Raw genomic sequence first — 22,746 nt, forward strand, 5'->3', positions numbered from 1 at the left:
GATAAAAATAAGATTTGAAGCAGGGCGATTTATGCCTTTCTTGCCAGTTTACCGCCGGGGTGTCGCGATATATCGCCCTTGATTTCAAGTGCCGTGATTTGAGGGGAAACAGAATTGGTTGGCAGACCCGTGTCGCGAATGACATCATCCTCAGACACGGCAGAGGGGCCAAGCAGATTTAAAATGCGATCTGCGATTTGACGCGCAGAGAGGCGCGGAATTTCAGGGGCGGGCGGTTCGGCAAATGCCATTTGTGATTGTGCGGGGCGGTTGAGTGATTCAAGAATATCCGCGCCACTTCGGATTAATGTCGCACCTTCGCGGATCAAAATATTACACCCTGTAGCACGACCATCCATTGGGTTGCCCGGCACGGCCATCACCTCGCGCCCCAATTCGGCGGCGATGCGTGCGGTGATTAAGCTGCCCGATCTGGCAGCGCCTTCGACGACGACGATAGCGGATGAAACACCTGCAATGATCCGATTGCGCTGTGGGAAATGGCGTGCCTGTGGGATCAACCCGATGGGTTGTTCGGACAATCGCAAACCCATTTTTGCGATATCATCTGTTAATGCCTCGTTTTCCTTGGGATAGATCACATCAAGCCCGCCCGCCTGAACCGCGATGGTGCCTGTTGCTAAGCTTGCGCCATGAGCGGCGGCATCGATTCCACGGGCAAGACCGGATGCAACACAAACGCCAGCCTCGCCCAATTCGCGTGCGATATTGCCCGCAATGCGCCGCCCCAATGATGATGCGTTGCGCGCACCTACCATGCCCACGACATCGCGCCGCCCAAGCGCGATATTCCCCTGTGCCCATAAAAATGGTGGGGCGTCGGGTGCTTCGTTTAATAATGTCGGATAATCGGGGTGGCCCAGAAACAATGGGGTAAATCCCAAATGGCGCCCCGCATCAAATTCGCGTTCGGCAACCGAATACCCGCAAGTAGTGTATTTTGAAACACCAGCATCACGTGCGATATTTGGCAATGCGTCAAGTGCCGCATCAACCGATTCATATTCATTCAATAGGCGAACGAATGTCGCGGGTCCCACCCGGCGTGATCGTGTCAGACGGAGCCAGTTGATCTGATCCTTCACGGATTTCGGCATCTGGCTCGGCGGTATTTTGTGGAATCGTTCGCTCATGATCCAACTTTGTCACCTGATGGTTAACAGAGTTTGAATCATCTGACTCAATTTCGGATGAATCATCATTCAAAATCTTGTCCACACCATCGCGAAGTTTCGAATTTGTTGAACCTTGTTCCAATTGTTGCGTCGCCATATGCGCGACACGCTTTGCGGATCGCCCAAATGGTTGCAATGTTTTGCTGACACCCATCGCATCGGGCAGTGTGATGACATTTTCCTTGAGCAGGACATCATAAACATGTTGTGCCATTTCATCAGACAGCGCCAATTGGCGTTTGAACATCGCAGGGGATGCCTTGTCATGGATGCGCGCAGTGAATGCGGCCCAGCTATAGGGGTGTTGAAACATATGAAGCGGCGTTGTCGTCGCGGTTTTTGCAAGTGCTGCGCTGGGAATGGCGGGTGCACTGATCAATGCGGCAAGTGATTGGGTGAATTGACGGCGGTTCATTCGCATTCCTCCATTGGCGCAATTTTTGTTTCATCTGGCTCATTGATCACACGTTGCGCCAGTTTTTGAATATCCGATGGATCGAATTTATTGCCAAAGTGATTGATCATACCATTGTTTGGGCGGATCGTTTGATAAACGCCCTTGGCTTTGGTTGTGGTGATCACATTGGTTTTGATCAGATGCTGCATCACGTCCTGTGCGGCAGTTTCGGATATTTGCAAAATAGAAGAAAGCGTTTTCGCACTAATGTCTGGGCGGGCCTGTGCGATGCCACGCCCCCACAGATGCGCATATTGCGCCGATTTTGCGCCAAGCGTTTTTATTGTGGGCGCAGAGGATGCGAGCGGCATATTGGGTAATGCAGCGCTGGCACCAAGAGCAAGCGAAAATTGGCGGCGGTTCATGCGTTTTCCTCTGGTACAGAAGGTGGTGTTTCAACAGGTTCAATATCCACATCTTCTGGTGCATCGATGATCCGTTCAAGCGTGGATTTGATATCGGTTTTATGGGCAACTTTTGATAGGCTGGCCGCACTTTGTTGTGCAACACGCAATGTTGCATCTGATAATTTCCAATAAGGTGCAACGGCACGCACGAACCCGTTTTCATCTGGCACGGAAATGACATTTTCTGATTGGAGCCGTGCGATGATGGAAAGCGTTTCATCTTCGCTTGTTTTTAAAACACCCATAAACATTTCAGGTGCGGCACGATCCCACAGATTTGCATAGTGTACGGCGCGTTCATACAGGTTTGATTGCGCAATACCGCCCATGCCCAAAGACAGCGGTTTTATTGGCGCGGATGCGAGCGCGCCAAGCCCTTGGGTGAATTGGCGCCGGTTCATTGTGTAGCATCCTGATCGGCGATTGCGGTCCCGATTTCACAAATGAGACCCGCGTCATCCGCATGATCGCAAAGCGCCGTCATGGCGGCATCGCTTTGTGCCAACAGATGACACACTGATGTTTCGTCATGGACATAAAATCCAACGGGCGCACCAATTGCACCAATCACGATGGTATTCATGAGGTGATCGTAAAGATATGTTTCTATGTCATCGCAGGTTTGATCGCTGTTGCGATCCCAAATTTCGATGAGTGCAGGAATGTCATCCTGTGTTGCATCGCGAGCGGTGTGATCGGTGTTTGTTAGCTTTGTTGATTTAACACGCTTGGTTGGTTGTGATCGTTCAATTGTTTGAGTCGATGCGCGAGGTATGGATTTTGGTTGACGTGCAATCAGATTGGGATGTGCCGCACCAGATGCCGTGAGATAGTTTTCAGCAACCAATTGTGCATGAATGATCTTTGCTGCGTTTTGATCGACACGTAAAAATGGTGCGAGCATTTGGGGGCTGCAAACCTTGTGCATCCGTGTCAGATAATCCGCCCAACAATAAGCCATATTGGGTACAACGGTTTGTGTAACAGGTGTTGCGAGTGCTGCCGCTGGCAATGCAGGTGTTGCAAAAAGCGCGGCAATGGATTGGGAAAATTGGCGTCTATTCATCTGTATCAGGCTCTGTGGTCGGGTCGGTCGTTTGATCAAGCGTATTGTCAGGATCAAAATGGCGTTTCATGCGCGAAAGTGTTTTGCGCAATTTGGGTTGATCCGATGCAATGTTTTGAACAGGTGCTGGTGTGTCGAAATAATCAATCGCCTTGAACACACCCTGCGCATTGGCAGGGGCAACGATGTTTGATTTGATCAGATGTTGCATCAATTCTGTCGCCACATCGGGTGGGAAGGAATAGTTGTGGGTGAATGTATCCAGCGTCAGATTATCGTGAATACGCGCGGCAAACCCGGCCATACCATAGGGATCAAGCCCTGTTTTGGCGGCATATGCAGCCGCAGGTGATACGCCCATCGCACCGATGGCAAGCCGCGCTGGGGCGGCGAGTACGCCACCTGTGGCAAGGATGGATTTTGTAAATTGACGTCTGTTCATGCCTTATAATATAGGGTGCGATTGACAAATTGCGAGTCATTCGCAACTAAAATCACAGACGGGGCGTTGCCCCGACGACAAAAGCCCCTGTCGGGGCGAATGCCTGCGGCGCGGATATTTTTACAAAATGGAGGTAAAGGTCTTAGGTTTGCGAACCACCCACGGTGAGGCCGCCGATCAACAATGTTGGTTGACCCACGCCAACGGGCACCCATTGGCCCGCCTTGCCACAATTGCCCATGCCCGGATCAAGCGCCATATCGTTGCCAATTGCGCGGATATGTTTCAGGGCAGTTGCACCATCACCGATTAATGTGGCGCCCTTGACCGGTGCGCCGATCTTGCCATTTTTGACGCGATAAGCCTCGGTGCAGGAAAAGACGAATTTGCCATTGGTGATATCAACCTGACCACCGCCAAATCCAACGGCATAGATGCCATCCTTGATATCGGCGACGATATCGGCGGGGTTGGCATTGCCACCTTCCATGTATGTATTGGTCATGCGCGGCATTGGGGCGTGTTCATAGCTTTCGCGCCGTCCATTGCCTGTTGGGGCAACACCCATCAGGCGGGCATTTTGGCGATCTTGCATATACCCCACCAGAATGCCGTCTTCGATCAGGGTGTTTTTTTGTGATTGTGTACCTTCGTCATCAAAGCTGATGGAGCCACGACGATCGGGGATGGTGCCATCATCAAGGACGGTGACACCTTTGGCGGCGACTTGTTTGCCCATCAACCCTGCAAAGGCAGAGGTTTTTTTGCGGTTAAAATCGCCCTCTAACCCGTGACCAACCGCTTCGTGAAGCAAGATACCTGGCCAGCCATTGCCAAGGGCGACGTCAAAGACACCTGCGGGGGCGGGTTCGGCATCAAGATTGACCAGCGCGATGCGCAATGCCTCTTTCGCGGTTTTTTGCCAGTGATCAGATTGCAAAAGTGGGGAAAGCAAGTAGCGGCCACCGCCGCCTGCGGATCCGCTTTCGCGCCGCCCGTTTTGTTCAACGATGACGCTGACATTAAGGCGGGTCATGGGGCGCACATCGCGCAAAATTGTACCCTCTGGTCGCATGATTTCAACCTCTTGCAAGCTGGCAGCGATTGTCGCGCTAACCTGCACCACGCGTTTATCAAGGGTTCGGGTGAAATCATCGATCTCTTTCAGGGTTTCGATTTTGACAGAAAATTCTGCATCGGCCATTGGATCGGCATCGGTGTAAAGCCGTTGATTGGTTGCCTGTGGTGCAGCGGCGAGCGTAGCACCCCCCGCGCCAACCGCGAGGCGCGCCGTTTCTGCGGCACGTTTCAGTGCGGATTCTGTCATTGTCGTGGAATGTGCATATCCAGCGGTTTCACCGCGCACAGCGCGAAGGCCAAAACCCTCTGATGCGTTGTAGCTTGCGTTTTTGAGGCGGCCATCATCGAATACCAATGCCTCTGATTTGCGCCTTTCCAAAAATAGTTCGCCATCATCGGCACCTGCCACCGCATCTTGAAGCGTTTTAAGGGCAGCTTTTTCATCAATATTGGTTTCAAACGGGCGAAAGGGCGCTGTTTGCTTGTTCATTTGGGCTGTCCTTTTGATAAAATTGACCAAAAGCGGCGCAATGCCGCAAAGGGAATACTTGTTCTTTTGCCCTTATTATGGTTTTTCAGGCCAAGGAAACAACTGGGGATTCTCTTGTTACATTGTAAGAGCCCCGAAAAATGGCTAAAACAGCCAAGAATGACAGGATCGGACGCATGGCGATTTCAAAGGTTTTGAATAGATTTGGCGCAACACTGGCAGGTGTATTGGTGGCAGGGAGTGCACTGGCACAAGATTCTCTGCAAGGTTTGGAATCAATTGGTAAACCTGTTGATGGTGCGATGGGCTGGCAGCCCGCAGCAACAGAGATTGCGCGCGATATCCACTGGATGGATAATTTCCTGTTGATTATCATTACAGTCATTTCAATTTTCGTCACATTGTTGCTGGCTTGGGTGATTGTACGTTACAACCGTCGTCGCAATCCAACACCTGCGACCTTCACGCATAACACTGCAATCGAAATCGCATGGACGTTTATTCCGGTGATTGTTCTGATCTTTATGGTTGGGCCAAGCTTGGGTTTGTTGAAAAAACAACAATTCATTCCAGAAGCGGACATCACCATCAAAGCAATTGGTAACCAATGGTATTGGACACATGAATATGTGGATCACGGTTTTGGGTTCGATAGCTATATGTTGGGTCATCCTGCGACCATGCCAGAAGGCACAGAAGGCGATGAATTCAAACTGTCTCCATCCGTGAAAACATTGCTGGCAGACAAAGGTTACAGCGAAGACGAATTCTTGTTGGCAACTGATACAGCCGTTGTTGTACCAGTTGGTAAAACCATTGTTGTTCAGGTGACAGGTTCGGATGTGATCCATTCTTGGACAATCCCAGCATTTGGCGTGAAACAAGACGCGGTTCCCGGTCGTTTGGCAGAGCTTTGGTTCAAAGCCGACAAAGAGGGCGTCTATTTCGGCCAGTGTTCAGAATTGTGCGGCAAGGACCACACATATATGCCAATCACAGTCAAAGTTGTGAGCGAAGAAGCATATGAAAACTGGTTGGATGGCGCGATCGAAGAATATGCGGGCATCCCGCGTGACGTGAAAGTTGCATCTGCAAACTAATCCCTATTGCGGACAGGTTTATCGCCTGTCCGCGCTGCTATTTAGGCGAGAATAACCGTGACAGATCAATCGTATGACGCCGAATTCGGCGACTTTTTTGCATTGTTGAAACCCCGCGTGATGTCGCTGGTGGTTTTCACGGCTGCGGTTGGTTTGCTGGTGGCACCCGTTTCCATGAATCCCGTTTTGGCATTTTCTGCTGTATTGTTTATCGCGCTGGGCGCGGGTGCATCTGGTGCATTAAACATGTGGTGGGATGCGGATATCGACCAGATCATGAAACGCACCCAAGGCCGCCCCATTCCCGCAGGGCGCGTGACGCCAAGCAATGCATTGATCATGGGGTTATGGTTGTCGGTGCTGGCGGTTGGGATGCTGGGGCTGACATCCAATTGGGTTGCCGCGGGATTATTGGCATTCACCATTTTTTTCTATGCTGTGGTCTATTCAATGTGGTTGAAACGCTCGACCCCGCAAAACATCGTGATTGGTGGTGCGGCGGGTGCATTTCCTCCGATGGTGGGATGGGCTGCGGCAACGGGTGGCGTTTCAGTAGAAAGCGTATTGATGTTTTCGTTGATATTTATGTGGACTCCACCCCATTTTTGGTCGCTGGCATTGTTCATGAACCATGATTATTCTGCGGCGGGTGTTCCAATGATGACTGTCACCCATGGCAAACCATACACACGCAAACAAATCCTGATCTATACGGTATTGTTGACGCCGATCACATTGGCCATTGCGTTTACCAGCATTGGTGGCCCGGTGTATTTTGCCGCTGCGGTGATATTAAGCGTGGGCTTTTTGCGCGGTGCTTGGGGATTATTCAATCGCAGCGAAGATATCGCCACAGGTGATGATTACGCAGCAGAGCGCGGCGTATTTAAATTTTCGCTGTTATATCTGTTTGCACTGTTTTTCGCACTGTTGATAGAGGCCGCCTTGCGCGGGCTGAACCTTACATGGGGCGCTTGGCCCGTTTGGATATAAAATGACGATACGAAAAGATCACGAAGTACATAAACGCCGGGGCAAAACCAATCTGACATTGGGTGTTGTATTGGGCGCTTTTGTCCTGTTGGTTTTTGCCATTACCATTTCTAAGATGGTTGGCGAAGCAAAGCGCGTTCAATCTGAAAACGCAACAACAACACAGGCCGAATGATGGCAATGAACCAAAACAATAAAATCGCATTTCGTTTCTTGGGGGTCGCCGCATTCATGTTGGCAATGTCTTTTGCGGCTGTGCCTTTTTATGATTGGTTTTGTCGGGTTACGGGTTTTGGTGGCGTGACACAGGTTGCGGTGCAAAAAAGTGACGAAATCTTGGACGAAACCATGAATATTCGTTTTGATGGTTCGCTAGAGGCAGGCATGCCATGGGAATTCAAACCCATTGAACGCAAGATGAAAATCAAAATTGGTGAAACGGGTTTGGCATTTTACGAGGCTTATAACCCAACCGATAAACCCATCGCAGGAACGGCCAGCTACAATGTTTATCCATACATTGCAGGCGGGTATTTCACGAAAATTGATTGTTTTTGTTTTGAAATGCAGGTTTTGCAACCTGGAGAGCGGGTGCAAATGCCCGTCACATTCTTTGTTGACCCTGAAATCAAAGACGATGCAGAGGCGAAACTGATCAAATCCATCACTTTATCTTACACATTCCATGTGACAGATTTACCCAATACACAAGCAAGTCTTGCCACGGACGATAAAAGCCAAGTAAAAGCGGCTCAATAACAAGGGAACTTGATTCATGGCGCATGAAAAAAATCACGACTATCACATTCTTCAACCCAGCATTTGGCCGGCATTTGGTGCGTTAAGCGCATTTACAATGTTGTTTGGTGCTGTTTTGGCATCGCACCATTTGGGGCGTGGCAATGATCCGGTAACATTTGTTGGCATTCCAATGTCACCTTGGTTGTTCATTCTTGGCCTTGTGATGGTGTTATACACCATGTTCGGCTGGTGGTCAGAGGTTGTCAAAGAATCCCATGTTGGTGATCACACACCGGTTGTTGTGATTGGTCTGCGTTACGGCGTGATCATGTTCATCATGTCAGAGGTGATGTTCTTCGCCGCTTGGTTCTGGTCATTCTTTAAACATGCGATGTACCCAATGACAGAAGGTTCCCCCGCCATTGATGGTGTGTGGCCACCCGTTGGGATTGAAACATTTGATCCTTGGCATTTGCCGCTGATCAACACGTTGATTTTGTTGTGCTCTGGTTGTTTCGCAACATGGGCGCACCACGCATTGGCACATGAAAATGACCGCAAAGGTTTGGTTTGGGGCTTGGTTGGCGCGATTGTTTTGGGCGCGATCTTTACCGTGTTCCAAGCATACGAATATGGCCATGCTGCGTTTAGCTTCCGTGATAACATTTACGGCGCGAACTTTTTCATGGCGACAGGTTTCCACGGTTTCCACGTGATCATCGGTACGATCTTCTTGGCGGTATGTTTGGCGCGTGCGCTAAAAGGCCACTTTACCCAAGAACGCCACGTTGGTTTCGAAGCTGCTGCATGGTACTGGCACTTTGTTGATGTTGTATGGTTGTTCTTGTTCGCAGCCGTTTACATCTGGGGTGGCTGAACCATCCATTGATAACTGATTTGAAAGCGTGGGGCGATTGCCCTGCGCTTTTGCTTTTGTGGGGCATGAATGACAAAACGAATGATTTTACCGCTGATCTTTGGCGTGGCGGGTATTGCGGTGTTGCTCTGGCTGGGGCTATGGCAGATGCAGCGTCTGGAATGGAAGCTGGGCATCATTGATGCCATCGAAACACGCATGGCGGCCGATCCTGTGGCGCTGGCTGATTTACCGCAACCCTTGAGCAAGGATGTAAATAATTATCAGCGTGTGAAATTAAACGCGACCCTGACAGGGCGCGAAATGCATGTGCTGACCTCAATCAAATTCAAGGGTCCTGGGTTTCGTGTGGTGGCAGAGGCGATCTGGAACAACCAACCCATTTTGGTCGATCTGGGATTTGTGTTAGAGGAATCAAAAGATACACCGCGCACCGGTGAAGAATTGCAAATCATCGGCAATTTGATTTGGCCCAATGAATGGGATCCAGCATTCACACCCGAACCCGATTTGACCAAAAACATCTGGTTTGCACGCGATTTGCCGCGCATGTCTGAAAATTTCAACACCGCACCGATTATGGTGGTGCTGCAATCAGCAACGCTGTCCGATGGGGCAGAATTTAGCGATACGTTACCCCAACCCGTGAGCGTGAATATCACCAATGATCATTTGCAATATGCGATCACATGGTTTTCGCTGGCGCTGGTATGGTTTGGGATGACACTCTATCTGCTTTGGCGTATTAAACGCAAAACCGTGTAAGGCTTGATCACATGAAATATATTTCGACACGCGGGCAGGCGCCCGAACTCACCTTCGAAGACGCGATGCTGACAGGTTTGGCACGTGATGGGGGGCTGTATGTTCCTGAAACTTGGCCAACGTTAAGCTTCGATGAAATCGCTGGTTTTGCAGGGCAAAAATACGAGGACGTTGCATTCGCCGTGATGAAACCATTCATTGGCGATACATTTAGCGATGCAGAGTTTCGCGAAATTTTGGCCAAGTCATACGCATCATTCGAACATGATGCGCGTTGCCCGCTGGTGCAATTGGATGAAAACCATTTCTTGTTGGAATTGTTCCACGGCCCAACATTGGCATTCAAAGATGTTGCCATGCAATTGATCGGGCAAATGTTCCAAGTGGCGCTGAAACGTCGTGGTGAAACCGTGACAATCGTGGGTGCCACATCTGGCGATACTGGTTCCGCCGCGATGGAGGCATTCAAAGGTTTGGATGCCGTGAACCTGTTCATCATGTACCCACATGGGCGTGTATCCGACGTGCAACGATTGCAAATGACAACGCCTGCGGAATCAAACGTTCACGCCTTGGCGGTGGATGGTGATTTTGACACGTGTCAGGCCTTGCTCAAGGATATGTTCAACGATTTCGAATTTCGTGACGGTGTGAAATTGGCAGGCGTGAATTCCATTAACTGGGCGCGTGTTTTGGCGCAGGTGGTGTATTATTTCACCTCTGCCGTTGCGCTGGGTGCGCCACATCGCAAGGTATCATTCACCGTGCCAACGGGCAATTTTGGTGATATTTTTGCAGGCTACGTTGCCAAACGCATGGGGTTGCCGATTGATCGTTTGGTGATTGCCACCAATCAAAACGACATCCTGCATCGCACAATGGAAAGCGGGGATCACGCCAAAACCGGTGTGACTCCATCCATCAGCCCATCAATGGATATTCAGGTCAGCTCAAATTTTGAACGCTTGGTATTCGATCTTTATGATCGCGAAGGATTGGCCGTGGCGCAATTGTTTGATGCGCTGAAAACGGATGGCAATTTTGCGCTTTCACAAGGTGCGCTTGGTAAATTGCGCGATGAATTTGACAGTGGTCGTTGTTCAGAGAATGAAACAAGTGCGACCATCAAATCTATGGCGGCGCGTACCGGTGAAATCCTATGTCCGCACAGCGCCGTTGGCGTAAAGGTTGCAAATGAACACCGCGATGGTGCGACACCGATGATCACATTGGCCACCGCACATCCCGCAAAATTCCCCGCAGCGGTAAAAGATGCCTGTGGCATTCACCCCGAACTGCCCCCACGCATGGCTGATCTGTTTGATCGCGAAGAACGTTTTACCCGTGTTGATGGCACATTGGATGCCGTGACCAAATTGATTAAGGATCGCATAGGCGCATGAAAGACCGCGTTGAAATAACAACCCTTGATAACGGGTTTCGCATTGTATCAGAACGTATGCCCGGGCTTGCATCCGCATCGATTGGTGTATGGGTTAGTGCGGGTGGCCGCCATGAACGCGTGGAACAAAACGGTATCGCGCATTTCTTGGAACATATGGCGTTCAAGGGCACAAAGCGGCGCAATGCATTGGAAATTGCCGAGGCGATTGAAAATGTTGGCGGGTTTATCAATGCCTATACCAGCCGCGAAATGACGGCCTATTACGTGCGGGTTTTGGAAAATGATGTACCGCTCGCATTTGATGTGATTTCGGACATTGTTTTGAATTCAGTATTTGATCCGCGCGAATTGGAAATCGAACGCGGTGTGATATTACAGGAAATCGGGCAAACACTGGATACGCCTGATGACATCGTATTCGACTGGCTACAAGAAGTTGCCTATCCTGATCAACCCATTGGTCGATCTATCCTTGGCCCTGCTGAACGTGTGCAAAATTTTTCACGCGCAGATTTGCAAGGTTTCGTTGGCGAACATTACGGGCCTGAACAAATGGTGTTGGCCGCCGCTGGTGCGGTAGATCACGATGCATTGGTTCGCGCGGCAGAGGCCACATTTGGACATCTGCCAAGACAGGTGCAAAAACCCGCATTGGTGGCACAATTCAAAGGTGGCGAATATCGTCAATCCAAGGATTTGGAACAGGCACATTTCACGCTTGCGCTCGAAACGGTTGGTTATCGCGATGATGACATTTACACCGCACAGATTTACGCCAGTGCGCTTGGCGGGGGCATGTCATCGCGATTGTTCCAAGAAATCCGCGAAAAACGCGGGCTGTGTTATTCGATTTACGCATCCGCTGGCGGATTTGTTGATACGGGTTTGTTGACCATCTATGCGGGGACAAGCGGTGGTGATCTGGCAGGGCTTGCCGAATTGACCATTGATGAAATCAAACGCAGCGCCAAAGACATGACATTGGCCGAGGTTGATCGCGCCCGCGCACAGCTTAAGGCGGGGATGTTGATGGGGCTGGAAAGCCCATCGTCACGTTGCGAACGTCTGGCACGTATGGTTGGCATTTGGAACCGCGTGCCAACATTGGACGAAGTCGTGGCCAAGGTTGACGCCGTCACACTTGAAAAAGTGGCCGCATTCGCCGACGGATTACAACAGGGCGGTGCACCTGCGGTTGCGCTTTATGGGCCGGTGGATGATGCGCCATCACATGGTGAATTATCTGATCGGTTGGCGGCGTAACCCGATGTTTTTGCGCGCTCCCAAAGTTCGTATCGAAGCACCGCGTTTATATCTGCGCTTGCCTGAAATGGCGGATCATTTGCATTGGGTTGCATTGCGCGAACAGGGTGTGGAATTTCTGCGCCAATGGGAACCCGATTGGGCAAGCAATCATTTTTCCAAACGCGCCTTTCAAAACCGAGTCTACTGGGCGCGTAAATCATTTGATAGCGACGATGGCATGCCGCTGTTTTTGATGAACAAAGAAAACGACCAACTGATGGGTGCGATCACGCTTGATAATATCCGCCGTGGCCCGGCACAGGCGGGTACAATCGGATATTGGATCGGCCAAGAATTCGCCCGCGCAGGTTACATGACAGAGGCCATTAACGCCGTGGTGAATTATGCATTCGCCAAAATGGACCTCAGCCGGATAGAGGCCGCAACATTACCCGAAAACGCACCATCACGCGGCGTTTTGGAAAAGACTGGGTTTAAATACGAGGGTGTCGCGCAGAGCTATTTGCAAATAAACGGACGCTGGCGCACCCATGTTTTATACGCAAATTTGCGCAATGATCGGCGTGGGAAAACCGACGCCGGTTAATGTTACTTTGTGCTTTCCCAAACATCGGGTAGCATCCCTGTCATAGCGACAAGGGAATGTAACATGAAACGCATTTTGTTTGGACTATCACTTTTACTGGCACCGATGGCACAGGCCGAACGCATGCCAAGCCATTGTTTGGCATTTGCAGAGCGTGCGCCAACCACCCCAATTCGACTTGCCAGCACGCAATTGGCACAAGATGAAATCAACCTGACCTTCATCGATCATTCGATGTATCAGATTGATACATATGGTGGCCTGTCGGTCGTCACCGATTTTAATGGGCGCGTGCCAAGCCCACCTGACGTTGTCACCATGAACCACGCCCATTCAAGCCATTATACCACCCATCCGCATCCCGACATTAAACATGTATTACGGGGCTGGGACCCAAACGGGGGCAGGGCGGAACATGCGCTGGAACTTGATGAAATGCTGATCCGCAATGTCACCACGGATATTCGGTCGGGTTACACAGGGATCGAACCAGATGGAAATTCGATTTTCATATTCGAGGTGGCGGGATTATGCATCGGGCATCTGGGGCATATTCACCATGAACCCACAGAAGAACAATATGCCATGATTGGGCGTCTTGATGTGGTGATGGCCCCAATGGATGGTGGGCGCACCTTGGATATTCCCAGCATGACACGCATGTTAAAACGGTTTCGATCTGTGGTTGTTTTGCCGATGCATTGGTTTGGACGCGGAACATTGGAAACATATCTGCGCGAAATGAGCGATACATTCGTGATTGAACGCTTGGATACCAATGCCATTACATTGTCTTTGGATACATTGCCAGATGTTCCAACGGTAAAGGTTTTAACCCCGAAATATATGCCCGTGTTTGACGAATAACTTGTGATCTCGCGTCCAAGAATGTTAGCTGCGATTGATGATAAAGGAGTCTTCGATGGCAGAGGATATTTTTGGGCAATTGCTGGATGAATTTGGCGCTGGTGTTGTGGAACACGCGGCGCAATCCTATCTAGAAGAGCCGCGCGGCACATATCAATCCGCACCAATGCCTTTGATCCGTCCACATGACACACAAGGCGTATCCGACGTGGTGGCGTTTTGTCATCGACATAATATCGCAATCATTCCCTATGGGGGTGGTACGGGGCTGGTTGGTGGCCAGACCAAGCCAGACGGCAATGCGGTTATTTTATCCATCGAACGTCTGAACAAAATACGCGACATATTCCCAACCGAAAACGTGATCGTGGTAGAGGCAGGAATGTTTCTGGCAGATGTTCAGGCCGCAGCAGATTCGAATAACCGCCTGTTCCCATTGTCACTGGCATCCGAAGGGTCATGCCGCATCGGTGGCAATTTGGCGACAAATGCGGGTGGGACTCAAGTATTGCGATACGGCAATGCGCGCGATTTATGCTTGGGAATTGAGGCAGTATTGCCCGATGGAACCATCCATCACGGATTGCGCCGATTGCGCAAAGATAACACCGGTTATGATCTGCGCAATCTGTTGATTGGGTCAGAAGGCTCGCTTGGCATTATCACGGCTGCGGCGCTAAAATTATTTCCAAAACCCCAAGAAACCACAACGGCGTTATTGGCCGTATCCAATGTAGATGCCGCCGTACAATTATTGGGCATGGTTCAGGATCAAACGGGTGGTTTGGTGTCTGGATTTGAATTGATGCATCGCAATGGATTTGAATTTTTAACCGAAACCATGCCCACGCTTCGCCAAGCATTTGATACGCCCCCCGAATGGTCCGTTCTGTTAGAGGTATCGGGCGGTGCGGATTTCAATCTGGATGAACGCGTGATGAATGTTTTGGAAACCGCAATGGAAACAGAATTGGTTCTGGATGCGCTGTTGGCGCAATCTCAATCACAGCGGGATGAATTTTGGAATTTGCGCGAAACCATACCAGAGGCAAACCGTTTGATCGGTGCAATTTCATCGCATGATATATCCGTACCAATTTCCCGCATTCCAGAATTTATTGCCAACACCCCTGCATTGCTGGCGCAATTTGGCGATATCCGTATCAATTGTTTTGGGCATCTGGGGGATGGGAATCTGCATTACAATGTCTATCCGCCAAAGGGTGGTCAGAAAAAGGATTTTACCCATCTGCGTGACGATATTCAGCGCACCGTGCACGATCAGGTGCAAAAATTTGACGGGTCAATGTCGGCGGAACATGGGATAGGGCGGCTCAAGGTTGCGGATTTGGAAACATACGGTGATCCGGCAAAGCTGGCCGCGATGCGCGCGATCAAATTCGCGCTTGATCCAAAGGGGATTATGAACCCCGGTGCAGTGTTAAGAAACGATTAACGCCCTGCCAAGGGTATGCAGGGCGTTAAGGGAACATAACAACGTTTCTATCTAAACACCTGATGTTTGGCGCAAAAATCTTACGTATTGGTTAACGCAAATCAAAGCCCTTCAAATGCGCATAATACATGTACGGGGATACCCATGGCCTCGATCTTGGCGGCGCCACCCAGATCAGGCAGATCAATCACAAACGCGGATTGTGTCACCTGTGCGCCAAGGCGTTCCACCAGTTTTATTCCCGCCTCTGCGGTGCCACCTGTTGCGATCAAATCGTCCAGCAACAAAACCTTTTCACCGGCTTCTAGCGCATCATCATGCAATTCCAATGTCGCCTTGCCATATTCCAGTTCGTAATCCTCGGATATGGTTTTCCCTGGCAATTTACCCGCCTTGCGAATGGGCACGAATCCCACACCCAAATCACGCGCCACGGCACCGCCCAGAATGAAACCCCGCGCTTCCAATGCGGCGACCTTGTCGATGTTGCTGTCTTTGAACAGATCAACAATGCGTTCGATGGTCAAACGCAATCCTTCTGGATGGCCAAACAGGGTGGTCACATCGCGAAACATGATCCCTTTGTGAGGGAAATCGGGGATGGTGCGAATAAATTCACGAAGATCTTTTTGCATCTGTAACCTGTTAGTTGGCGTTAAGCGGATTGACGATAATTTGGGTCGCATCATTCGCGGTTTGAATGATCAGTGACACGACATTGGCACCTTTGCGTGCCTCGCGTGTTGGATCGAACACCTCGCGCATACGCTGGGTATTACCCAAAAGTTTAAGTAATGTCGGGGACGTTGCCGCAACCGAATGGTTCAACATATCACCGCCGTCATTGATATTGGTCACATCAATCAGATCAATTTTAAACCGCGCCAATTTGGTTTCATTATCCAACAAACCAACCCGATTGCGTGTACCTGTCAAAAGCGATGAAATACGCAGCGCCAAATCCTTGCGTGATGCAAAAATCAAGAACGGTTGGGGCAGGGGGTTGATCCGCGACAATTGCGTCACGAACACATCAACATCAATGTCAGGCGAAATCAAAACCACACCGCGCAGTTTGTTTTTCAACGTAGCATCACCGGCGATCGACATTTGTCGTAGCGTTTCCACAGTAAGCGCGGACCCAATCGAATGGGCAACGATAAAAATATCCTTGGCCCCTGTTTTGGCGATGTCATTTAGGAATGTTTCCAATCCGTCACGCGCAAATAACACGCTATCGCGATCATAAATATATCCCCGCGCATCACCCGCAGACGGCCATGAATAATGGTATTTTGTTCCCTCAAGTTCCAGATCCTTGGACATTTGCGCAAATCGGTAAATACCTTCGGCAAAATTGTTATTGTATCCATGGATGAAAACAACCGCTTCGTCGGGATTTTTAGTTGGCTGTTTTTTTGTGTCTGCAATCATCCCTGCGGCGGTGGTGAAATTTGCAATCTGTGTGGTGATAAAATCAGTCAGCGGATTTGGTGTGGATTTTGGCCATTCAATTTTACCAGGGCTGTGCATTTGAGGCACAGAAACATCGTAACGCGAAAAATGAACGGTTTCGCTGCGAAACTGTGAAAAACGACGCGGTTCGTTTATCGGCTCGCGCGAAGTGGCGACGTAAATCTGTTGCAAAAACCCATTTTGGATCGGCTGCGTGATTAATGTGATTTCACCACGCGGTGCACAGGCCGCGATAAACAATAACAGTGAAATCAACAATCGTTTCATCAACACATCCCGATCAACGGTTCAATACACGCCCAGCAACAGCATCAAGTTTTGCAACCAATGCGGGGTCGCGCATATCTGGTTGCGTTAATATCGCATATTCCAATGCGCGATCACAGCCATGCGGGCAATCTTTGCGTGTTGCACCCAGTAATTCGGGCAATCGTGCGACAATGGATTTTGCTTTGGTTGCATTCCCCATCAAGGTTTCGATGATCTGGGTTACATCCACCTCTCCGTGATCTGGATGCCAGCTATCGTAATCAGTAATCATCGCAACGGAGGCATAGCAAAGCTCTGCTTCGCGTGCCAATTTTGCTTCTGGCATATTTGTCATGCCAATCACATCCGCACCCCAACTTTCGCGATACATTTTGCTTTCGGCTAGGGTGGAAAATTGAGGGCCTTCCATGGCAAGATATGTGCCACCTTTATGCACATTGATCCCCGCATCCTTGGCCGCCGTATAACAGGCATCGCCAAGGCGCGGACAGGTTGGGTGTGCCACAGAAACATGCGCCACACAGCCCGCGTCGAAAAAGCTTTTCTCGCGCGCAAATGTACGATCAATGAATTGATCCACGATCACAAAATCACCCGGTGCCATTTCTTCGCGAAAGGAACCACAGGCGGATACGGAAATCACATCTGTGACACCGGCACGTTTCAAGGCATCAATATTGGCACGATAATTCACAGTGCTTGGCGTTTGCACATGCCCACGCCCATGACGGGGTAAAAACGCCATTTTTACACCGTTCAATTGTCCAAACAGGATGTCATCGGATGGGGTGCCAAATGGGCTATCTATTTGAATCCATTGTGGATTTTCTAGCCCATCAATATCATACACGCCACTGCCACCAATGACGCCGATCATTGTTTCCATAATTGATATTCCCTGTTGTTCGTGGACAATTTAACGATTGGTTGGATAAACTCAAGCGTGGGTTGAACGCTATTTCTGATCTGGGCGATCAAGGGAAAATAGTTCGGTGACAACGGAATAATCTTTGTATCCTAAACGCGCAACGGGTTGGTAGCTTGTCACATCCAAAATGCCGTCTTTGATATGTTCATCAGCAATATGAATACCAACGACATTGCCAATGACCCATGTGGTGCCACCGGGTAAATCAGTTGTTGAAAACAAGGTGCATTCCATCGAAATTGGGCTTTCTTTCACCATCGGTGCGCGCACGATATTACCTGCCTGTTTTGTCAGACCCGCCATTTCAAATTCATCGGCGCCGTGGGGATAATGGCCGCTACTGATGTTCATTTCATCGCGCAATGCATAGCTGACGATATTGACGCAAAACTCGCCTGTTTCGACAATGTTACGCAGGCTATCCTTGGCTTCGTCAATGCCCGCTTTGTTGCCAGAGGATGCAAAACCAATCATTGGCGGCATTGCGGAAACGCCGTTGAAAAATGAATAGGGGGCAAGGTTTGCGCGGCCTTGATTATCAACCGTTGAAATCCAACCGATGGGGCGAGGGGATACGATGGCCTTGAACGGATTATAGGGCAATCCGTGGTTATTCTTTTCTGGTTCATAAAACATGGCAAATTCTCTATCTTTGTTTGATCAAGCACTAGCCGCATGCTATCGCCAATTCCAGAACAAATTCAAAATTCTAACGGTAAGCAATGTTCCAGATCAGCCAAGAAACCAAAGATGACCAGTGGGAGGTTGAATTCTTGTATGATTTATCATTCGCCCCTGGCCGTGAGGCGCTGAGCTCTTATCGTTTGCGCGAAGATGTGGCACCTGTTGCACAGCTTTGTTTGGTGGCGCGTGATGCTGGCAATAGTGTTGCAGGTGCCATTCGATATTGGCCGATTTTTATCGGTGATGATAACGCGGCCGCGTTATTGCTTGGCCCGGTTGCGGTGCACCCCACCCACCAAGGCGAAGGTTTGGGCGCATTGTTGATCCAAAAATCGCTTGAAATTGCACGTGATGCGGGCTGGGCACGAGTGATTTTGGTTGGCGACGCACCATATTATGCGCGATTCGGGTTTCAGCGGGCAACGAATCTAGAATTTCCACCACCAACCAACCCTGAACGGCTGTTGTTTTTGGAACTTTTGCCTGATGGATTCGAAAACATTTCTGGAAAAATTCATAAGTTTTTAAAGTAAACGTCACGAAAAAACTGAATTTTTAAGGGGATTTAGGGGAAATGGCGCTGATTTTCTTGTTTTGCTATGTATAATCACAACAACAAAATTTAAATGGAATGAGAAACGCGCCGCACTGTTGACGCTTTTCTATTCTACTTTTACCAATTGGTGGTCAAAACATCTGACGCGTTCAGGGGGAAACTAGACTATGAGAATTCGGTTCTTGGGAATCATGTTGGCTTATGTTGTTGTTGCCATTGGTATCTACCAATACTGGCCGCAACCAGAAGGCGCACAAAATGCTGTTGCAACCCCTGCACAGCCAGAAGCGCAGCCAAAACCACCAGTTGAAGCACAAACACCTGCAGTTGAACCCGCACAGCCAGTTGTTGTTGAACCAACACCTGCGCCAGCACAACCCGTTCAAGAACCCACAAATACAGAAGTTGCGGTAACACAAAGCGAACCCGCAACCGTTGCCCCCGCACAGCCACAGGCCGCCGCGGTTGAATCAGCGCCAGCAACAACAACAAACGAAGATCGTTTGGCAACCGCCGATCGTATGCAAGTTTTGCGGATCTGGACCTTGGTCGAAGAATGCCGTTTGAACAAATGCGATTCATTGGATTTTTCAGATTTCACATTGTCATGGTTGCCTGATGAAATCCGCGATTTGCGTCGTGTGAACCATATCACATCGGGCACAAAGATGGTTGATATCACTGCGCTTGATGGGCTGAGCAATATCCGCCATTTGGTGCTTAAAAACGGTGTTGTGGATGATTTGGGTGCGATCAAAGGGTTGCGCGGTTTGAAATCAATTGATCTGCAAGGTTCACGTGTGACAAGCATCGAACCTGTCAAGGATTTGGCGGCGCTTGAATATTTGAACATCGCCGATACCAAAGTATTTGATCTTTCACCAGCGCGTGAATTGTTTAGCCTGACCAGCCTAGATGCAAGCAATACCCGTGTGAGCGAGCTTGAGCCGCTGAAAGAAATGTATCAATTGCAAGAATTGAACCTGAGCAATTCCAACATTTTGGACCTGTCATATTTGGCACGTTTGTCTTCGTTGATCTCTGTCGATGTGTCCAACACCAATCTTCGCATTTTGCCAGACTTTAGCGAAAATGTTGATTTGCAAATGTTGAATATCAAAGACACTGATATTTCCGATTTGACACCGCTGAACCAGATGGAAAATCTGGAAACGCTGAATATTTCGGGTACAAATGTCAGCAGCCTGAAACCGCTGGCAAATTTGAAGAACCTGAAAAATTTGGATTTGCGCGACACACGTGTAACCGACCTGAGCTTTTTGGAAAACCTGACAGGGTTGGAAGAGCTGTTGCTTAGCAATGTGTCACGTGTTGATACCAATATGATCAATCAGCTGGAATCACGCGGCGTTCGGGTAAAATAACCTCGGGTTAGCTGCGGTTTTTTAGCCATTCCATTAAATCTTTGCGAACTGACTGTGCGCCTGATCCGCGCGCAGTATCGATCACTTGTTTCGCCTCGGCCAAATTCGCCTTGCGCAACATGTGTTTCACAGGGCCAATGGATGCGGGGCGCATGGATAGATTACGCAAACCCATTGCCGCGAAACACAATGCTTCGACGGGTTTACCAGCATCTTCGCCACAAAAACTAACTGGGGTGTTAAAGCTGTTGCAGCGTTGCGCGATCAATTCGATGAATGACAGAAAGCTTACGTTCAATGTGTCATAGCGGCTACGCACACGTTCGTTTTCACGATCCGCAGCATAGAAAAACTGTTTCAAATCATTACCACCGATGGAAATGAAATCACAGGTTTCAAAAAACTGATCAGGTGCAAACGCGAGGCTTGGTGTTTCCAGCATTGCACCAATTTTGATTTCAGACGGGATCGCATGACCCAGCTTTTTCTCGCTTTCAATCGCGGCATGAAGCATGGCGCGTGAATCTAAAAATTCGCTGTACTGTGCGATGAAGGGGAACATGATGTTCATTGGGCGCCCTTTTGCACCGCGCAGCAACGCTTGTAACTGCATCTTCATCACACCGGGTTTATCCAGCCCCATGCGAATTGCGCGCCAACCCATTGCAGGGTTTGGTTCGCTTATATTTTTCATATAAGACAGAACCTTGTCCGAACCGATATCAAGCGTGCGAAACGTGACGCGTTTATCGCCCGCTGCATCCATCACACGTGAATAAAGCGCGGCAAGCTCGTCACGTTTGGGCACGGCGTTGCGCATCAAAAATTGCAATTCTGTGCGGAACAAGCCAACCCCCTCGGCGCCGGATGTTTCAAGGCTTGGCAAATCCACCATAAGCCCCGCATTCATTTGCATACCCACGGTCACACCGTCCAGCGTTGTGGCGGGTTCATTGCGAATGGCGGCATATTTGGTTTGTGCCGCTGTCAGCATTGCGATTTTATCTTGGAATGCTGATGTCACTTCTTCGGTTGGGCGCAGGTGAACAACACCTTGGTCGCCATCAACCAAAATAGGATCATTGTTCAAGGCTTCGCGGGTAATCGGATCGGCATGAATAACCATTGGGATCGCCCAAGCACGTGCGATAATCGCCGCATGGGATCCCACCGAACCACCCTCTAAAACGATGCCCTTTAGGGTTTTGCCATATTCCAATAGTTCCGCAGGCCCGATATTGCGTGCAACCAAAATTGCATTTTCTGGCACACTATCACCCGCTGCGCGTCCTTGGCCCGTTAACAGACGTAACAAGCGGTTGGACAGATCATCCAGATCATGCAGGCGTTCGCGCAAATACGGATCGGGGACACGCGCCATGCGTGCACGTGTGGCGGATTGTTCTTTTTCAACCGCTACTTCGGCTGTCAGGCCGCGATCAATGCTGGTTTCAAGACGCGACACCCAGCTTTTGGAATTGGCGAACATGCGGTATGCTTCCATCACGTCTTTTTGGTCTTGTCCGCCGGTATTTGTGCTGGTCAGCAAATCATCAACATTCAGGCGCAATTGATCCATTGCCGCGCTAAGCCGTTCTTTTTCCGCCTCTGGATCATCGGCCACAACGTTGGATACAACGATTTGGGGATCATGGAGCAAAACCACGCCTTTGGCTGAACCTTCTTGGGCAGATGTGCCTTTGAACAGGTGCGGGCGTTGGTGTGGGGCTGTCATCGCCTCGCCATCACCGACAAATGCGCCAAGCTCTTTCATTTCGGCGATGACCATGGCCACGACTTCTAATGCGTAAACGTCATCTTCGGAAAATTGGCGTGCGGATTTATTTTGAACAACCAAAACGCCCAGAACTTCGCCCAAGCGTTGCACGGGTACACCCAAGAGCGAGGTATATAATTCCTCGCCCGTTTCGGGCATGTAACGGAAACCCTTTTCTTGGGGGGCGTCGGCGGCATTGATGGGTGCTGCGCGTTTGGCAACAAGGCCAACCAAGCCTTCACCAAAACGCAAGCGCGTTTGGTGGACGGATTCTTGTTTCAAACCTTTGGTTGCACAAAGTTCAAGTGTTTGACGATCGCGGCGCAGATAAATGGAACATACTTCTGTTCCCATATGTTCGGCGACCAGCCCAACGATATGGTCCAAGCGTTCTTGCCCGTCGCCTTCGACGGCGAGCGTTTCACGCAGCTTTTTCAGAAGATCGCGGGAATTACCCCCTGCATTGATGTCCATTG

General features: G+C 49.8%; 25 protein-coding genes. 13 read left to right on the forward strand and 12 right to left on the reverse strand.

Translation table 11 applies throughout. The features are described 5' to 3' along the window. Positions 1–29: 29 nt before the first annotated feature. The 7 genes from dprA to tldD form a co-directional block, all read right to left on the reverse strand. Positions 30–1,118 (reverse strand): DNA-processing protein DprA, encoded by a 1,089-nt coding sequence (dprA, locus tag BFP76_RS06980; protein WP_099592442.1) that lies wholly within the window; start codon positions 1,116–1,118, stop codon positions 30–32. Further along, on the reverse strand, positions 1,027–1,611 hold the full coding sequence (locus BFP76_RS06985; protein ID WP_099592443.1) for a hypothetical protein: 585 nt from the start codon (positions 1,609–1,611) through the stop codon (positions 1,027–1,029). The genes dprA and BFP76_RS06985 overlap by 92 nt, the downstream gene beginning before the upstream one ends. After that, positions 1,608–2,018: a hypothetical protein gene (locus BFP76_RS06990; protein ID WP_099592444.1), complete on the reverse strand. Its 411-nt coding sequence runs from the start codon at positions 2,016–2,018 to the stop codon at positions 1,608–1,610. Before BFP76_RS06990 ends, BFP76_RS06985 begins: the two co-directional genes overlap by 4 nt. After that, a complete protein-coding gene (locus tag BFP76_RS06995) occupies positions 2,015–2,461 on the reverse strand; it encodes a hypothetical protein (protein ID WP_099592445.1) in 447 nt (148 codons plus the stop codon). The genes BFP76_RS06990 and BFP76_RS06995 overlap by 4 nt, the downstream gene beginning before the upstream one ends. Then, entirely contained in the window at positions 2,458–3,126 is a 669-nt protein-coding gene (locus BFP76_RS07000) for a hypothetical protein (RefSeq protein WP_099592446.1), read from the reverse strand. Before BFP76_RS07000 ends, BFP76_RS06995 begins: the two co-directional genes overlap by 4 nt. Further along, positions 3,119–3,568 (reverse strand): hypothetical protein, encoded by a 450-nt coding sequence (locus tag BFP76_RS07005; protein ID WP_099592447.1) that lies wholly within the window; start codon positions 3,566–3,568, stop codon positions 3,119–3,121. The genes BFP76_RS07000 and BFP76_RS07005 overlap by 8 nt, the downstream gene beginning before the upstream one ends. A gap of 142 nt (positions 3,569–3,710) precedes the next feature. Then, positions 3,711–5,138, reverse strand: coding sequence for a metalloprotease TldD (gene tldD / locus BFP76_RS07010; protein WP_099592448.1), 1,428 nt, complete (start codon positions 5,136–5,138; stop codon positions 3,711–3,713). A gap of 176 nt (positions 5,139–5,314) precedes the next feature. On the opposite strand from tldD, the gene coxB reads away from it, so the two are divergent. The 11 genes from coxB (at position 5,315) to BFP76_RS07060 (ending at position 15,194) form a co-directional block, all read left to right on the forward strand. After that, positions 5,315–6,238, forward strand: coding sequence for a cytochrome c oxidase subunit II (gene coxB / locus BFP76_RS07015; RefSeq protein ID WP_099592449.1), 924 nt, complete (start codon positions 5,315–5,317; stop codon positions 6,236–6,238). A gap of 57 nt (positions 6,239–6,295) precedes the next feature. Further along, positions 6,296–7,231 carry a heme o synthase gene (gene cyoE / locus BFP76_RS07020; RefSeq protein ID WP_240513999.1) on the forward strand — a complete coding sequence of 312 codons (936 nt, stop codon included), beginning with the start codon at positions 6,296–6,298 and terminating at the stop codon, positions 7,229–7,231. A gap of 1 nt (position 7,232) precedes the next feature. After that, positions 7,233–7,406 carry a hypothetical protein gene (locus tag BFP76_RS14645; protein WP_165775676.1) on the forward strand — a complete coding sequence of 58 codons (174 nt, stop codon included), beginning with the start codon at positions 7,233–7,235 and terminating at the stop codon, positions 7,404–7,406. Beyond that, on the forward strand, positions 7,406–7,990 hold the full coding sequence (locus tag BFP76_RS07025; RefSeq protein WP_099593969.1) for a cytochrome c oxidase assembly protein: 585 nt from the start codon (positions 7,406–7,408) through the stop codon (positions 7,988–7,990). The genes BFP76_RS14645 and BFP76_RS07025 overlap by 1 nt, the downstream gene beginning before the upstream one ends. 16 nt (positions 7,991–8,006) lie before the next feature. Then, complete coding sequence (locus BFP76_RS07030) at positions 8,007–8,849, forward strand: cytochrome c oxidase subunit 3 (protein ID WP_099592451.1); 843 nt, start codon at positions 8,007–8,009, stop codon at positions 8,847–8,849. 69 nt (positions 8,850–8,918) lie between these two features. Then, positions 8,919–9,614, forward strand: a complete 696-nt coding sequence (locus tag BFP76_RS07035; protein WP_099592452.1) for an SURF1 family protein — start codon at positions 8,919–8,921, stop codon at positions 9,612–9,614. Between the two features lie 11 nt (positions 9,615–9,625). Further along, on the forward strand, positions 9,626–11,017 hold the full coding sequence (gene thrC / locus BFP76_RS07040; protein ID WP_099592453.1) for a threonine synthase: 1,392 nt from the start codon (positions 9,626–9,628) through the stop codon (positions 11,015–11,017). Then, on the forward strand, positions 11,014–12,282 hold the full coding sequence (locus BFP76_RS07045) for a M16 family metallopeptidase (protein WP_099592454.1): 1,269 nt from the start codon (positions 11,014–11,016) through the stop codon (positions 12,280–12,282). Before thrC ends, BFP76_RS07045 begins: the two co-directional genes overlap by 4 nt. 4 nt (positions 12,283–12,286) lie before the next feature. Continuing rightward, positions 12,287–12,871 carry a GNAT family N-acetyltransferase gene (locus BFP76_RS07050; protein WP_099593971.1) on the forward strand — a complete coding sequence of 195 codons (585 nt, stop codon included), beginning with the start codon at positions 12,287–12,289 and terminating at the stop codon, positions 12,869–12,871. Positions 12,872–12,934: 63 nt separating this feature from the next. Then, positions 12,935–13,738: an MBL fold metallo-hydrolase gene (locus BFP76_RS07055; RefSeq protein ID WP_099592455.1), complete on the forward strand. Its 804-nt coding sequence runs from the start codon at positions 12,935–12,937 to the stop codon at positions 13,736–13,738. A gap of 55 nt (positions 13,739–13,793) precedes the next feature. Continuing rightward, complete coding sequence (locus BFP76_RS07060; protein ID WP_099592456.1) at positions 13,794–15,194, forward strand: FAD-binding oxidoreductase; 1,401 nt, start codon at positions 13,794–13,796, stop codon at positions 15,192–15,194. Positions 15,195–15,295: 101 nt separating this feature from the next. Here the strand turns inward: BFP76_RS07060 and BFP76_RS07065 are convergent, their stop codons facing one another. The 4 genes from BFP76_RS07065 to BFP76_RS07080 form a co-directional block, all read right to left on the reverse strand. Next, on the reverse strand, positions 15,296–15,829 hold the full coding sequence (locus tag BFP76_RS07065; RefSeq protein ID WP_099592457.1) for an adenine phosphoribosyltransferase: 534 nt from the start codon (positions 15,827–15,829) through the stop codon (positions 15,296–15,298). Between the two features lie 10 nt (positions 15,830–15,839). Next, a complete protein-coding gene (locus BFP76_RS07070; RefSeq protein WP_099592458.1) occupies positions 15,840–16,937 on the reverse strand; it encodes an alpha/beta hydrolase in 1,098 nt (365 codons plus the stop codon). 13 nt (positions 16,938–16,950) lie between these two features. Continuing rightward, positions 16,951–17,826, reverse strand: coding sequence for an S-methyl-5'-thioadenosine phosphorylase (locus BFP76_RS07075; protein ID WP_420818660.1), 876 nt, complete (start codon positions 17,824–17,826; stop codon positions 16,951–16,953). 69 nt (positions 17,827–17,895) lie between these two features. Beyond that, positions 17,896–18,504, reverse strand: coding sequence for a flavin reductase family protein (locus BFP76_RS07080; RefSeq protein ID WP_099592460.1), 609 nt, complete (start codon positions 18,502–18,504; stop codon positions 17,896–17,898). 86 nt (positions 18,505–18,590) lie between these two features. On the opposite strand from BFP76_RS07080, the gene BFP76_RS07085 reads away from it, so the two are divergent. Both BFP76_RS07085 and BFP76_RS07090 read left to right on the forward strand, forming a co-directional pair. Next, complete coding sequence (locus BFP76_RS07085; RefSeq protein ID WP_099592461.1) at positions 18,591–19,085, forward strand: GNAT family N-acetyltransferase; 495 nt, start codon at positions 18,591–18,593, stop codon at positions 19,083–19,085. A gap of 190 nt (positions 19,086–19,275) precedes the next feature. Beyond that, entirely contained in the window at positions 19,276–20,493 is a 1,218-nt protein-coding gene (locus BFP76_RS07090) for a leucine-rich repeat domain-containing protein (RefSeq protein ID WP_133117404.1), read from the forward strand. Between the two features lie 7 nt (positions 20,494–20,500). Here BFP76_RS07090 and ptsP read toward each other — a convergent pair whose 3' ends face one another. Further along, a complete protein-coding gene (gene ptsP, locus BFP76_RS07095) occupies positions 20,501–22,744 on the reverse strand; it encodes a phosphoenolpyruvate--protein phosphotransferase (protein WP_099592463.1) in 2,244 nt (747 codons plus the stop codon). Positions 22,745–22,746 lie beyond the last annotated feature (2 nt).

Origin of the sequence: Paramylibacter kogurei, assembly GCF_002742285.1 — a bacterium.
Taxonomy (GTDB): Bacteria; Pseudomonadota; Alphaproteobacteria; order Rhodobacterales; family Rhodobacteraceae; genus Amylibacter; species Amylibacter kogurei.

Bases quoted from the DNA above. Each gene is read 5' to 3' on its own strand.
- BFP76_RS07030 (WP_099592451.1), top strand. From the start codon at position 8,007: ATGGCGCATGAAAAAAATCACGACTATCACATTCTTCAACCCAGCATT.
- BFP76_RS07080 (WP_099592460.1), bottom strand. From the start codon at position 18,504: ATGTTTTATGAACCAGAAAAGAATAACCACGGATTGCCCTATAATCCG.
- dprA (WP_099592442.1), bottom strand. From the start codon at position 1,118: ATGCCGAAATCCGTGAAGGATCAGATCAACTGGCTCCGTCTGACACGA.
- BFP76_RS07085 (WP_099592461.1), top strand. From the start codon at position 18,591: ATGTTCCAGATCAGCCAAGAAACCAAAGATGACCAGTGGGAGGTTGAA.
- BFP76_RS07055 (WP_099592455.1), top strand. From the start codon at position 12,935: ATGAAACGCATTTTGTTTGGACTATCACTTTTACTGGCACCGATGGCA.
- tldD (WP_099592448.1), bottom strand. From the start codon at position 5,138: ATGAACAAGCAAACAGCGCCCTTTCGCCCGTTTGAAACCAATATTGAT.
- coxB (WP_099592449.1), top strand. From the start codon at position 5,315: ATGGCGATTTCAAAGGTTTTGAATAGATTTGGCGCAACACTGGCAGGT.
- BFP76_RS07060 (WP_099592456.1), top strand. From the start codon at position 13,794: ATGGCAGAGGATATTTTTGGGCAATTGCTGGATGAATTTGGCGCTGGT.
- BFP76_RS14645 (WP_165775676.1), top strand. From the start codon at position 7,233: ATGACGATACGAAAAGATCACGAAGTACATAAACGCCGGGGCAAAACC.
- thrC (WP_099592453.1), top strand. From the start codon at position 9,626: ATGAAATATATTTCGACACGCGGGCAGGCGCCCGAACTCACCTTCGAA.
- BFP76_RS07090 (WP_133117404.1), top strand. From the start codon at position 19,276: ATGAGAATTCGGTTCTTGGGAATCATGTTGGCTTATGTTGTTGTTGCC.
- BFP76_RS07065 (WP_099592457.1), bottom strand. From the start codon at position 15,829: ATGCAAAAAGATCTTCGTGAATTTATTCGCACCATCCCCGATTTCCCT.
- BFP76_RS07005 (WP_099592447.1), bottom strand. From the start codon at position 3,568: ATGAACAGACGTCAATTTACAAAATCCATCCTTGCCACAGGTGGCGTA.
- BFP76_RS07000 (WP_099592446.1), bottom strand. From the start codon at position 3,126: ATGAATAGACGCCAATTTTCCCAATCCATTGCCGCGCTTTTTGCAACA.
- BFP76_RS06995 (WP_099592445.1), bottom strand. From the start codon at position 2,461: ATGAACCGGCGCCAATTCACCCAAGGGCTTGGCGCGCTCGCATCCGCG.
- BFP76_RS07045 (WP_099592454.1), top strand. From the start codon at position 11,014: ATGAAAGACCGCGTTGAAATAACAACCCTTGATAACGGGTTTCGCATT.
- BFP76_RS06985 (WP_099592443.1), bottom strand. From the start codon at position 1,611: ATGAACCGCCGTCAATTCACCCAATCACTTGCCGCATTGATCAGTGCA.
- BFP76_RS06990 (WP_099592444.1), bottom strand. From the start codon at position 2,018: ATGAACCGCCGCCAATTTTCGCTTGCTCTTGGTGCCAGCGCTGCATTA.
- BFP76_RS07050 (WP_099593971.1), top strand. From the start codon at position 12,287: ATGTTTTTGCGCGCTCCCAAAGTTCGTATCGAAGCACCGCGTTTATAT.
- BFP76_RS07035 (WP_099592452.1), top strand. From the start codon at position 8,919: ATGACAAAACGAATGATTTTACCGCTGATCTTTGGCGTGGCGGGTATT.
- BFP76_RS07075 (WP_420818660.1), bottom strand. From the start codon at position 17,826: ATGGAAACAATGATCGGCGTCATTGGTGGCAGTGGCGTGTATGATATT.
- BFP76_RS07070 (WP_099592458.1), bottom strand. From the start codon at position 16,937: ATGAAACGATTGTTGATTTCACTGTTATTGTTTATCGCGGCCTGTGCA.
- ptsP (WP_099592463.1), bottom strand. From the start codon at position 22,744: ATGGACATCAATGCAGGGGGTAATTCCCGCGATCTTCTGAAAAAGCTG.
- BFP76_RS07025 (WP_099593969.1), top strand. From the start codon at position 7,406: ATGGCAATGAACCAAAACAATAAAATCGCATTTCGTTTCTTGGGGGTC.